This window comes from Allofournierella sp., assembly GCF_017889395.1.
Lineage (GTDB): Bacteria > Bacillota > Clostridia > Oscillospirales > Ruminococcaceae > Allofournierella.
Genome location: NZ_JAGHKE010000080.1, coordinates 1 through 11,958, shown reverse-complemented (window position 1 = coordinate 11,958; position 11,958 = coordinate 1). Strand labels below are relative to the sequence as shown.

Below are 11,958 nucleotides of genomic sequence, written 5' to 3'. Positions count from 1 at the left end.
CGGCCGCCGCGCTGCGGTTGACCGTGCGCTGCGTGCCCGCACCGGGCGTGCGGTTTACCCGGCGGGGCGCGCTCTGGCCACTCTGGCTGTTCTGCGGGCGCCGGATATTGCGGTGTTCGTTGTTTTCGATGGGGACCGCCTCCTTTGCGGAAATAATTCGATGAAAAAATGTGTGGGACATCGCCGCAGGGCCCATTCGCCCCGGGCAGCCCCGCCGGAACACGGCCAAAGCCGCCTTGCCGGCACAGCCAAACAGGCCCGAATGCTTTATAAAAAGTTTTTCACATTCAGGCGCTGCTCTGCCTATTTTGATATTATACCACAAGTGCCTGCCGCAAGTACAGCAAAAACGGAATTTCACATCTGTCCGTTTGAAACCCGCCTGCCCGGGCCATACTGTTTTCAAAGAGGTGAATCACTATGCCGAAAGTATGGATCTATCTTCTGGCTCTGCTCTGTGCGCTGGGCCTTGCGGCGAGCGTGGCCGTATTTGCTCTGCGCCCGTTTGAAAAGGAATCCCCCTCCAGCGGCTATACCCTGCGGGACTGGCACGGCAAACTGGCCCTGTTCGCCTCCGGTGAGTCTGGCGAAGAGGACCAGCCGGTGGAGGTGTATGATGTTTACACACATCTTTTGCCTGAACAGGATGTGCTGAGCCTGCAGGCGGGCATCCCACTGGAAAGCCAGGAGCAGCTGCAGCGGCTTTTGGAGGATTTTGGGTTGTGACGCGTTGCGCGTCGCCGGGGTTTATAGTATAATCAAGCTGTATGTGACTGTACGTGACGGGCCCTGCTTGCGCCCGCGGCTTTGGCCGCCCCCTTCCGGCGGGTCATGACTTCTGCGAGGAGGAATTTGCCGTGAACTGTTTTGATTATCCCCTGGACCCGGCCTATCTGCTGCAAAAAAAGCGCAGCCTCAAGCGCCAGCTGCTGGAAAAGCAGGGTCTGATTGAAAAAAAGGTCGCCATTATGAGCGGCAGCACCATTGGTGAGATCAAAAATATTCTGGAGCTGTTTTTGCTGGAAAACGGCATCAAGCCCACCTTCCACGAGGGCGCTTACGCGCTGTTCTATGAAAATCTGGTCTTTGACGACGGCTCGCTGAAGGCCTTTGCACCGGATGTGATCTACATCCACACCAGCGTGCGCAACATCAAGCTCTGGCCCGATTCCGCCGACGAGCCCTCCCGGGTGGAGGAGAAGCTGAACGCGGAATACACCCGCTTCGAGCAGGCCATCCGGGCCGCGCTGGCCTTCGGCTGCCCGGTCATTGCCAACAACTTTGATCTGCCGGTCTACCGGGTGATGGGCAACCGGGAGGGTGTGGACTGCCACGGCCGGGTGCGTTTTGTGCGCCAGCTGAACGAAAAGCTGGCTGCCCTGGCGGAGGCCACCCCCAACCTTTATCTGAACGACCTGGCCTACCTGCAGGCGGTGCACGGCATGGACGCCTTCAGCAGCCAGACTGCCTGGTACGCCTACAAGTACGCGGTGAGCATTGACTGCATCCCCTACCTGTGCCAGAGCGTGGCCAACATCATCAAGAGCCTGCTGGGCAAGAACAAAAAGGCTCTGGCTCTGGATCTGGACAACACCCTGTGGGGCGGCATCATCGGCGACGACGGCCCCGAGGGCATCGTGATGGGCAATGAGACCCCCGCCGGCATGGCCTACGCGGAGTTCCAGAGCTACTTAAAGGAACTGTCCAAGCTGGGCATCCTGTTGAACGTGTGCAGCAAGAACGAGGAGAAGATCGCCCTGACCGGCTTCGAGCGGGCGGACACCGTGCTCAAGCGGGATGATTTCCTCTGCTTCAAGGCCAACTGGGAGCCCAAGAGCCGGAACATCGCGGCCATGGCCCAGGAGATCAACATCCTGCCGGAAAGCTTCGTGTTCGTGGATGACAACCCTGCCGAGCGGGAAATTGTTCGTCAGGAGCTGCCGGGTGTGACCGTACCTGAGCTGGGTGCACCGGAGGAGTACATCGCAGCCATCGACCGCAGCGGCTACTTTGAGGTGACCACCCTCTCGGCGGACGACAAAAAGCGTGCCAGCATGTACAAGCAGAATCTGGAGCGGGCCCAGCTGGAGCAGAGCTTCGGCGATTACAACGACTATCTGAAGAGCCTGGAGATGCACTGTGAGATCGGCGCCTTCGACGTCCCCCACGCCGAGCGCATCACCCAGCTGATCAACAAGACCAACCAGTTCAACCTGACCACCCGCCGCTACACCGCTGCCGAGGTGGAGGGTATCATGGCCGATCCTGCTTACATCACTTTGTATGGCCGCCTGGTGGACAAGTTCGGCGACAACGGCCTGGTCACCGCCATGATCGGTCACATCCAAGGCAACGTGCTGGATATGGATCTTTGGATCATGAGCTGCCGCACCTTCAAGCGCCGTCTGGAGCACGCCATGTTCGACGAGCTGGTGCGCCGCGCCGCCGCTGCCGGTGTGGAAAAGATCGTGGGCCACTACTACCCCACCGCAAAAAATTTGCTCGTTCGCGATTTTTATGCTACAATCGGTTTTGAACAAACCGCCCAGGATGACCAGGGCAACCTGACCTTCGAATTCACCGGCTTCGCGGGCTACGAGCCTCAGTGCGGTGTGATGGAGATCGAGATCGTTTAAAAAGGAGTTTTTCAAATGGATAAGCAGAGCATTTTTGACGCTGTACAGCAGATCTTCCGCGACAACTTCGACGACGAGGAGCTGGTGATCACCCGCGAGACCTGCGCCGACGACATCGAGGATTGGGACAGCCTGGAGCAGATCAACCTGCTGACCGCCATGGAGAAGAAGTTCGGCCTGAAGTTCAAGCTGGACGACGTGCGCGGCCTGGAGAACGTGGGCGACCTGCTGGATCTGATCGAGCGTCTGACCGCGTAAACGACCGAAAAAGGGGCTGGGCTGCGGGCCCGGCCCCTTTTCTGTTTGAGCCCTTTTTAAAAGGAGGACATATTTCCATGAACAGCTACACTCTGGCGGACATCACCCCCGGCATGACCGAGAGCTTCACCGTAACCGTGACCGCCGAAATGATGGATGCCTTTTACGCCATCACCGGCGACAACAGCCCCATCCACATGAGCGAGGAATACGCCGCCGGGCGTGGCTTCCCCGGCCGGGTGGTCTACGGCATGCTGGGCGCCAGCTTCTTTTCCACCCTGGCGGGCGTCTACCTGCCCGGCGAACACTGCCTGCTGCACAGTGTGGAATCCAAATTCGCCAAGCCCATCTTCATCGGCGACACCCTGACCATCACCGGCAAGGTGGACGAGGTGAACGAGGTGTTCGGCGAGATCACCATCAAGGCGACCATTACCAATCAGGACGGCAAAAAAGTGACCCGCGGCATCATCAAGGCGGGCGTGGCAAAATAAGGAGGATTTTATGGGCAATGTATATCTGATCACCGGCGCTTCCAGCGATGTGGGCTGCGCGCTGATCGAGCGGCTGTATCAGGAGGGCGACATCTTCATCGCCCAGGGCGCGGGCGATCTGAAGGGTCTGGCTGACCTGTGCCAGGCGCACCCCGGGGCCATCCGCACCTATGATGTGGACCTGACCAACGAGGCAGCGCTGTGCGCCTTCATCGAGGACGTGCAGAAGAACTGCCCCGCTCCCACCCATTTTGTACATCTGCCCGCCCTGCGGGTGGTAAACACCAAATTCAAGAAGTTCGACGAGGAGCGCTTTGAGCTGGACCTGTCGGTGCAGGTGCGCAGCGCCGTTGCTCTGTGCAAGGCCTTTGTGCCCGGCATGGCCAAGGCCAAAAAGGGCCGGGTGCTGTTCATGCTCACCAGCTACCTGCTGGGCATGCCTCCCAAGAACACCGCCGCCTATGTGATGGCCAAAAGCGCCCTGGCGGGCCTGGCCAAGAGCCTGGCCGCGGACTACGCCAGCTTCGGCGTGACCGTGAACTGCGTGGCCCCCAGCATGATGGAAACCAAATTCCTGGCTGAGACCAGCGATCTGATCGTGCAGGCCAGCGCCGAGGCCAACCCCATGGGCCGCAACGCCCGCCCCAGCGACGTGGTGCCCGCCATGGTCTTCCTGCTCAGCGACGAGGCCGGCTTCATCACCGGCGTGACCCTGCCCATCACCGGAGGCAGCGCCTTATGAGCGATTCTCTGACCCTGCGCCTTGCCCGGCCGGAGGAGACCGGGCGGGTGATCGGCTTCATCAACGAAAACTTCGACTGGAAGCTGCCACTGGTGAACCTGCCGGAATATTTCAACTTTTACTACCGCAGCGGCGATGCGCTGCAATACGCGCTGGCCGAGGAAAACGGCCAGCTGCTGGCGGTGGCCGGATACATCCGGGCCAACGAATCCCCCACGCCGGACATCTGGGTCTCGGTGTGGGTGGCGAAGAAGGGCCACAACGGTGTGGGGCTGGACCTGATGAACGCCCTGCCCGAACTCACCGGTGCTTCGGTGGTGGCCTGCAACAACATCCGGCCCAAGACCATGGCCTTTTACCGGTTCCTGGGCTGGCACGCGGACCGGGTGCCCCACTTCTACCGGCTTTCCGGTCAGGAAAGTTACAGCCTGGCCCGGGTGACGGACCCCACCGTACTGCCGGTGGGCGGCGACCTGACGCTGGAACGGGTAAACAGCCCGGAGCAGCTGGCCGAGCTGGGTCTGCCCGAAACGCCCCACACCCCCAAAAAGGACCTGTGGTACCTGACCCGTCGGTATTTCGCCTTCCCTCATCTTACATATGATGTATACTGTGCCCGGGAGAACGGCGTAACGCTGGCCTGCCTTGTGGCCCGGGTGGTGGACAGCGGCTGCGGCAAGGTGCTGCGCATCGTGGATTTCATCGGCCGGGACGAAACACTTCCCCGGCTGGGCAAAGCCATTGACGGCCTGCTCCATGCCGCCGGGGCGGAATACGCCGAGTGCTACTGCGCGGGCATTCCCGCCGAAGTGTTTGCGGCGGCGGGCTTCTGCGAGCGGGGCGAGGACAGTGAGAATATCCTGCCCAACTATCTCACTCCTCCCCTCTTTGAGAACACCGAATACTATTACTTCACCAATAACCCGGACCAGTTCGTGCTGTTCAAAGCGGACGGCGACCAGGACCGGCCCAACCTGACGGTGGACTGATTTTTTCTGCAACAAAAAAGCACTGGGAACGGCATACCCTGCCCGTTTCCAGTGCTTTTGTTATTTTTGGAAATACTTACGCCAGGCTGCCTTTGGCCCAGGCAACGGCGGCTTCCAGATCGTTGGTATCCGGGTGGGCCAGCGCTTCATCGAAGTTCTCGATGAGCATTTTGTAGCGGGCATTCTCCGGCTCCTTGGCCTGCATGGCCTCGTAGCGGCTGCGCACCGCCTGAGGCATCCGGCCCTGGCACATATAGCCGCCGCCATACACCGCACCGGCGGGCAGGTTTTCCCGCACACGGGCCAAAATTTGGTCAAAATACTGCTGGCTCTGGCCGAACCCGGCGGTGCCGAACAGATACACGGTCTTGCCCCCGGTCTGCTTCAACAGTTCGGCCACCTTTGCATCACAGCTGCCTTTATCGGTCCAGAAGCCCACAAACAGCACATCCGCCTGCAGCGCTGCCGCGTCCGGCGCGCCGCAATAGAGCAGATCCCCGGTGGGCAGCTGCTGTTCAATTGCCTCGGCCAGCTGGCGGGTGTTGCCGGTGTTGCTGGAATATACAATGGAGTAACGCATAGTTTTTCCTTTCCTGCATGGTTGCAGATTGCCGCCAGCCTGGCGACGGTGATGGGTGATTTATTCCTGACAAGTTTCCTTGCGGATTGCTTTTCGCACCGGCCCCGGAGCCGATTCCATGGGGGATTTTGGCATGGGGATACCGGCCATTGCTTTTTGCAGCAGCCCCTTCAGCTGCGTCACCTCTTCCTCGCTCATGCCCTGGGTGCGCTGGGCTTCCCACTGATAGAACCACCGGCCCGCCTGAACAAAGGCCTCCCGGCCCTGTTCGGTCAGCTCCAGCACCACCGCCCGTTTATCCTGCTGGGAACGGGTGCGAGTCATGAAGCCCTGCTGCACCAGCTTTTCCACCGAGCGGGTGGTATGGCCGCTGTCCGCCCCGATCACCGAGGCCAGCTCCCCTGCTGAACAGCCCGGATGCCGCCCCACATACAGCAAAAAGTAAAGCAGCCCCTGAGAAAGCCCCAGCTCCTTGAGCCGCTGGGCGCAGAATTGGGTGAAGTCCCCCCGCAGAAGATTGATATAGAACGCTAGTGTCTGTTCCATGTTCCGTCTTCCTCCTGTTTGATTTTCACTGACAAAATCAATTATATGAATTTATCTGCATTTGTCAAGTATTTTCTCAAAAAAGAGGCGTTTTCCCCATTTGCGGGAAAACGCCTCTTTCTTTTTCCAATATCAATCGGCCGATGGCGGGATCAGTTTGCCCGAATGCCGCTCACGGTCTGGTCGATGATGCTGTCCATGATCTCGCGGGTCATGCTGCCCTGCAGATAGCCAAACAGGTTGCCCTCGCTGTCGATCATGAAGGTGGTGGGGAAAGCCGAGATGCCGTAGTTCATCAGTACATCGCCGGTGGTATCCATCAGCACCGGATAGGTGTAGCCGCCCTCCTCCAGGAAGTCTGCAATGCCGTCCGCATCCAGGGTCTCCTGATTGAAGGGGTTGTCCTCACTCTTCGGTGCAGCCACGCCCAGAATGATCACATCACCGGTGTTTTCGCCGTGGTCCAGATACAGCTGCTGGATATCCGGCATCTCCTTTTTACAGGGACCGCACCAGGTAGCCCAGAAGTTCAGGAATACGGTCTTACCCTTGTAGTCGGAAAGGGTATGCTCATTGCCGTACTGGTCCACCAGAGTGAAGTCCGGCGCGGCAACCACCGGGTACTCCTCTTTCTCCGGGCTGCCGGCCGCACTCTCCGGCTGGCTGGAAGTGCCCGATTCCGCCGGGGCGCTGCTGGCCTGCGGCTGGCTTTCAGCCTGAGACTCCGGCTGACTGCTGCTTACCGCCTGGGACGAGGATGCTCCAGTGCCGGAACCGCCCACGCCGGACAGATAACCGGTGAAGCTGTTCATCCAGCCGGTGAACATCATTACACCCATCAGGATCAGCAGCACGCCGCCCGCCTTGGCGGTGTACTTGAGCCAGGAGGTATCGCGGCGGAAGAAGGACAGCACCTGGCTGGTGAACAGGCCCACCGCCAGAAAAGGCAGCACAAAGCCCAGGGTATACACGCCGATGAGCAAGAAGCCCTGGGTCCGGGAGGCGGAGGAACCGGCCATAACCAGCACACTGGTGAGCGCCGGGCCCACACAGGGTGTCCAGGCAAAGCTGAAGGTGAAGCCCAGGATCAGGGCGGTGAGCGGGTTCATGCTGAACCGGTTCAGATCAAAGGGCAGGCGGCGTTCCTTCTGCAAAGCGTCCACCTGCAAAAAGCCCACCTGATACAGGCCCAGCAGGATGATCAGAATACCACCCAGCCGGGCTACCAGAGCCCGGTTTCCGCTGAGCAGCTTGCCCAGCGCCGTGAAGCCCAGACCCAGCATGAAAAAGGCAAAGCTTACACCCAGAATGAAGAAGATGGTATTGCGCAGCGCAATGCGGCGGCGCTGCTTGTCGGTCAGACGGGCACTGGCCGTGCCGCCCGCCAGATAACCCAGATAAAGCGGTACCAGCGGCAGTACGCAGGGCGAGAAAAAACTGAGCAGGCCCTGTATGAATACCGTAAACACAGAAACACTGGTTTCCAGATTAAAACCCATAAGCGAATGGTCCTCCCATGGTAAGAATATGTATCAGTATAGCAAAACCGGCCACACGGTTACTGTAGCATAATCACAGACGCGGCAAATTTTCACAGTTTGCATCGCTGCACATAAAAAGCAGCCCACCTGCCTGGGGCGGGACGCCGGCGACGCAAATCACCGGAACATCTCTCTCCAGGGCAGGCGGACCGCCCTGCGTTCTATTTAAATTGTCGTGCTCAGATTACTTGGCAGCGCGGCGCTTGCCCACCTTTTTCAGGTTCGGCTTGGGAGCGGGCTTCGGAGCCTCAACCGGCTTCGCAGCTTCCGCAGCCTTCTGTTCCTCGGCAGCCTTCAGGGCCTTGGTTTCCTCAGCGGCCTTCAAGGCCTTCTGCTCTTCAGCAGCCTTCAGAGCTTTCTGCTCCTCGGCGGCTTTCAGGGCCTTCTGCTCTTCAGCGGCCTTCAAAGCCTTCTGCTCCTCGGCAGCCTTCAGGGCCTTGGGCGCCTCGGCGGCGGGCTCAGCCTTTTTACGGGCAGCGCGGGGCTTCTTGGGGGCCTCTGCTTCCTCGGTCTTTTTGGCAGCGGTCTTCTTGGCCGCAGGCTTGCGGGCGGCGGTCTTCTTAGCGGGCTTGGCTTCCTCAGCGGGAGCAGCTTCGTCCGCGGTCACAGCCTTTTTGCGGCTGGCTCTCTTGGCCTTTACTTCCTCCACGACCCACAGCTGGTTGTCGCCGTTCACATCCTGCCAGATCTGCAGGCGGGCGCCGTTGTCCTGGCTCATGCCCACCACATCCAGGCACTTGCCGGACAGGTTGGACTTGATCTTCACGCGGCCGTCGCCAGTGTTCTCCAGAACCCACAGCTGGCTGGAGCCGCTGGTTCCTTCCCACTGGTGCAGCCAGGTGCCGTCTACCACGCCGCCGGCGATCAGGTCGAGCATCTTACCGGTGAAGCGGTTGCAGATGCGATACACGCCTTCCCCGGCGCGCACGAAGGACCACTGCTGCCACTCTTCGCCCGCGTAATCCCACAGCTGAATGGCCGCGCCATTTTCAGTGTTGAAATCCGCTACTTCAACAACCTTGCCATTTGCACTTGCAATGGTGTAGAATTTATCGGGACTGATTACCGTCTGAACCGTCTTTTTCATGATGTTCGCTGCTCCTTCCTTATCTAAGGCAATACCGCACAATTCACGGCCCAAGCCTCAGGCGGCGTATCACGCCAAAATTTTCCGTAATATTTTCCAAAAATGCTCGCAAGCCACCAAGGCTTGGCTGCGCTTTTTGGTTCATCTCACAAAAAATTTTCTGGCGTGCTCCACCACCTGGAATGATGCGGTATCGCCCTGAAACCTCAAACCAAGCCAGCCGTACGTTCCTCTCTCCTCCAAAGCTGACACGTTTGCCTTTTGCTTTGTTTCTTGCCTGATTATACCATATTATTCTGTTAAAATCCAGTGGTTGCGCCCCTGCGAAGAATACTTCACAATTGTGCCAAAATTCGTCAGAAAAAAATGCCAGCCACATTTCAGGAGGCCGCTTTCTATGCAATATTCCGCCGTTGTTCCCGCCCACTTTCTCAGCCGCCCCAACCGGTTCATCGCCCGGGTGGAGCTGGAGGGGCAGATTCTGAATGTCCACGTAAAAAATACCGGCCGCTGCGCCGAGCTGCTGCGCCCGGGCTGTACCGTTTACCTGCAGCCGGGCGACAATCCCGCCCGCAAAACGCCCTACGACCTGATCGCTGTGGACAAGGACGGCCTTCTGGTGAATATGGATTCCGCTGCCCCCAATCAGGCGGTGGCGGAATGGCTGGCCGCAGGCGGCATCGGTCCCCTGGACGAGCTGCGCGCCGAGTATAAGCTGGGTGCTTCCCGCTTCGACTTTTTTGCCCGTCGGGGCGAGGAGAAGATTCTGATGGAGGTAAAGGGCTGCACCCTGGAGGAAAACGGCTTTGCCCGCTTCCCGGACGCACCCACCCTGCGGGGGCTCAAGCATGTGGAGGAGCTGGCTGCTCTGGCCGGGCAGGGCTGGCGCTGCTATGTGATGATTCTGCTTCAAATGGAGGGGATGAAGCAATTCTCCCCCAACTGGGCCACCCACCCGGACTTCGGCCATGCGCTGCGCCGGGCGGTGGAGGCCGGCGTCACACTTCTAACCTACGACTGCCGCGTCACCCCCTCCAGCCTGACGGTAAATGCTCCGGTCCCCGCGGATCTGACCCCGCCGGAAAGTCTTATGTAAACGGAACAAAAAACGCGCTCTGGCCGGAGACCAGAGCGCGTTTTTTCTGTTTCGGGCCAATCAGCCCGCAAGCTTCATATTCTGATACCGCTGGGTGAGGTATTCATCCGGATACTGCTCATCCAGGAACTGCTGCACCGCGTTGGTAGCGGGAATGCCCTTTTCCCGCTGGTCCATACGGCCCAGCGCCATGCAGGAGAGAGCCACATCCACTGCCAGCAAAACCACCAGCACCCAGGTGAGCACCTTGCCCACCTTCATGGGGATCTTCTCGATCAGGGCCGAGAGGCGGGGGTAGACCTCCTTGACCCAGACCACCGCGGCAATGCCCCAGAACACACAGTACAGCAGGTTGATACGGCCGTTCAGGTTGAAGGGGATCTTGCTGTAATCCCAGAAAACCTTGCCGAACAGCTTCTCGGTGACCACGCTGCACATATACTCGTACACGCCGCCCATCAGCGCGCCGCCTACGAAAATGTAACGGTCGCTCTTGTCCATCAGGCCGCGCAGCACCACGGTGAGGATCGCCGCACCCAGGCCCCAGACCACGCTGAACGGACCATACAGAAGACTGCTGCGGCTCATCAGCACGCCGGAGGTGCCCCACACGAAAACGGTCTCGATCAGATCGCCCACAAAGGCACCGATCAAAAACAGCCAGAACAGCTTATAAAAGCCGATGCCCTCGGCAAAAACATTGGAGGCGGGACGCATCTCCTCACCGGACAAGCGGGTCAGGTTGGGGAAGGCCTTGGCCAGATGCCGTTTCTGGTAGCCGTGATACCAGCCCAGAGTGCGGGTGGTCACGCCATCGCCGATGGTCTCGCTGGCCTGCTGCAGATATTCCGCAATGGGGCCGCTCATCTTCCAGCGGCGGCGCACCGCATGCACGCCATAGACCATGACCAAACCGTCCACCGCCAGCACAACTGCCAGCACCAGCGCCAGAATCTGCAATGCAATTGCAGGCAGGAAGCTCAGGCCCCAGTGCAGCACCGGGGTCAAAAAGCGCACGGCCAGAGCCACCAGAATGCCCTTGACCAGAGAACTCTCCAGGCAGATATAGCCCTTCAGGTTCATGGGCCGGTCGGAATAATCCCACCAGCGCCGGCCAAACTGCCGCTCCAGAATGACACCGGCCACCACTTCGATGGCAGCACACAGGACCACAGAGCCCAGCACAAACACAAAAAGATTATTTTCTCCCGGTTCCAGAAAAACGCCGGCCAGGGTGGCCATCAGACCGTAAAGAGGAACAATGGGACCGTTCATGACGCCTCGGTTCACAAACCGGCGCTGCTTCACCGCGGTGACCGCAACCTCAGCGCACCAACCCAGAAAGGCATAGATAATAAAATACAGGAACAACATGCTTAATTCATACATACAATTTCTCCTTTGGGCGGAAATTCTCCGCCACCTTCAGCAATGGTTCGCCGGGATTGCTTCCTTTCTTCCGGGCTTAACAGTGTAGCTTAAGTGTACCATATCCTACCGTAAAATCAATTGCACAAACAACGAACTTCGTTCCAGGATCATTTTTTACCGGTTTCATATATGATTATTGCCCCGCATCGCAGAATTACCTTCCGAGTCAAAACAACAAAAAACCCGTGAATGCTTTCGCATTCACGGGCCTTTGGCAGGGGCAGAAGGATTCGAACCCTCGGCACGCGGTTTTGGAGACCGCTGCTCTACCAGCTGAGCTATACCCCTTTATTCTGTTGCCCCGTTCGCCGGGTGCCTTATTACTATACCAAAAAACGAGCCGCCTGTCAACAAGTATTTTCGATTTTTTTACACTTTTTTCTGTCCCGCTTTTGGGACAGAAGGCACTCTGTCTCAAGGCAAAAAATGAGCCCTTTCGGCAAATTCCGAAAGGGCTCTACCATGGAGCTGCTAAGCAGATTTGAACTGCTGACCTCATCCTTACCAAGGATGCGCTCTACCGACTGAGCTATAGCAGCAAGATGGCGACCCGGATGG

At 58.7% G+C, this 11,958-nt stretch carries 14 protein-coding genes and 2 tRNA genes; 7 read left to right on the top strand and 9 right to left on the bottom strand.

Features of this window, described 5'->3' with window-relative positions:
- The coding region (locus J7G73_RS10465; RefSeq protein WP_291246209.1) for a hypothetical protein at positions 1-196 on the bottom strand (196 nt) is incomplete at its 3' end.
- Positions 197-420: 224 nt separating this feature from the next.
- Here J7G73_RS10465 and J7G73_RS10460 point away from each other — a divergent pair.
- The 6 genes from J7G73_RS10460 (at position 421) to J7G73_RS10435 (ending at position 5,119) form a co-directional block, all read left to right on the top strand.
- Positions 421-726 carry a BofC C-terminal domain-containing protein gene (locus J7G73_RS10460; protein WP_087294646.1) on the top strand — a complete coding sequence of 102 codons (306 nt, stop codon included), beginning with the start codon at positions 421-423 and terminating at the stop codon, positions 724-726.
- Between the two features lie 131 nt (positions 727-857).
- A complete protein-coding gene (locus J7G73_RS10455) occupies positions 858-2,636 on the top strand; it encodes an HAD family hydrolase (RefSeq protein ID WP_291246208.1) in 1,779 nt (592 codons plus the stop codon).
- A gap of 15 nt (positions 2,637-2,651) precedes the next feature.
- Positions 2,652-2,894, top strand: coding sequence for an acyl carrier protein (locus J7G73_RS10450; protein WP_058966615.1), 243 nt, complete (start codon positions 2,652-2,654; stop codon positions 2,892-2,894).
- A gap of 77 nt (positions 2,895-2,971) precedes the next feature.
- A complete protein-coding gene (locus J7G73_RS10445) occupies positions 2,972-3,388 on the top strand; it encodes a MaoC family dehydratase (protein ID WP_291246207.1) in 417 nt (138 codons plus the stop codon).
- Between the two features lie 10 nt (positions 3,389-3,398).
- A complete protein-coding gene (locus J7G73_RS10440; RefSeq protein ID WP_291246206.1) occupies positions 3,399-4,130 on the top strand; it encodes an SDR family NAD(P)-dependent oxidoreductase in 732 nt (243 codons plus the stop codon).
- Positions 4,127-5,119, top strand: a complete 993-nt coding sequence (locus tag J7G73_RS10435; protein ID WP_291246205.1) for a hypothetical protein — start codon at positions 4,127-4,129, stop codon at positions 5,117-5,119. Before J7G73_RS10440 ends, J7G73_RS10435 begins: the two co-directional genes overlap by 4 nt.
- A gap of 76 nt (positions 5,120-5,195) precedes the next feature.
- Here J7G73_RS10435 and bilS read toward each other — a convergent pair whose 3' ends face one another.
- The 5 genes from bilS to J7G73_RS10410 form a co-directional block, all read right to left on the bottom strand.
- Entirely contained in the window at positions 5,196-5,699 is a 504-nt protein-coding gene (bilS, locus tag J7G73_RS10430) for a flavodoxin family protein BilS (protein ID WP_291246204.1), read from the bottom strand.
- Between the two features lie 60 nt (positions 5,700-5,759).
- Positions 5,760-6,245 (bottom strand): bilirubin utilization transcriptional regulator BilQ, encoded by a 486-nt coding sequence (gene bilQ, locus J7G73_RS10425; RefSeq protein WP_087294632.1) that lies wholly within the window; start codon positions 6,243-6,245, stop codon positions 5,760-5,762.
- Positions 6,246-6,397: 152 nt separating this feature from the next.
- Positions 6,398-7,744 carry a cytochrome c biogenesis protein CcdA gene (locus tag J7G73_RS10420; RefSeq protein WP_291246203.1) on the bottom strand — a complete coding sequence of 449 codons (1,347 nt, stop codon included), beginning with the start codon at positions 7,742-7,744 and terminating at the stop codon, positions 6,398-6,400.
- A gap of 226 nt (positions 7,745-7,970) precedes the next feature.
- Positions 7,971-8,873 (bottom strand): RICIN domain-containing protein, encoded by a 903-nt coding sequence (locus J7G73_RS10415; RefSeq protein ID WP_291246202.1) that lies wholly within the window; start codon positions 8,871-8,873, stop codon positions 7,971-7,973.
- Positions 8,874-8,916: 43 nt separating this feature from the next.
- Positions 8,917-9,252, bottom strand: a complete 336-nt coding sequence (locus J7G73_RS10410; RefSeq protein ID WP_291246201.1) for a hypothetical protein — start codon at positions 9,250-9,252, stop codon at positions 8,917-8,919.
- 18 nt (positions 9,253-9,270) lie between these two features.
- Between J7G73_RS10410 and sfsA the strand changes: the two genes are divergently transcribed.
- Positions 9,271-9,969, top strand: coding sequence for a DNA/RNA nuclease SfsA (sfsA, locus tag J7G73_RS10405; protein WP_087294625.1), 699 nt, complete (start codon positions 9,271-9,273; stop codon positions 9,967-9,969).
- A gap of 60 nt (positions 9,970-10,029) precedes the next feature.
- Here the strand turns inward: sfsA and J7G73_RS10400 are convergent, their stop codons facing one another.
- From J7G73_RS10400 to J7G73_RS10390, 3 genes are all read right to left on the bottom strand, one after another.
- Positions 10,030-11,358 carry a putative ABC transporter permease gene (locus J7G73_RS10400; protein ID WP_291246200.1) on the bottom strand — a complete coding sequence of 443 codons (1,329 nt, stop codon included), beginning with the start codon at positions 11,356-11,358 and terminating at the stop codon, positions 10,030-10,032.
- A 254-nt stretch (positions 11,359-11,612) separates the two neighbouring features.
- Positions 11,613-11,688: transfer RNA gene (locus tag J7G73_RS10395), tRNA-Trp, on the bottom strand.
- Positions 11,689-11,863: 175 nt separating this feature from the next.
- Positions 11,864-11,939: transfer RNA gene (locus tag J7G73_RS10390), tRNA-Thr, on the bottom strand.
- Positions 11,940-11,958 lie beyond the last annotated feature (19 nt).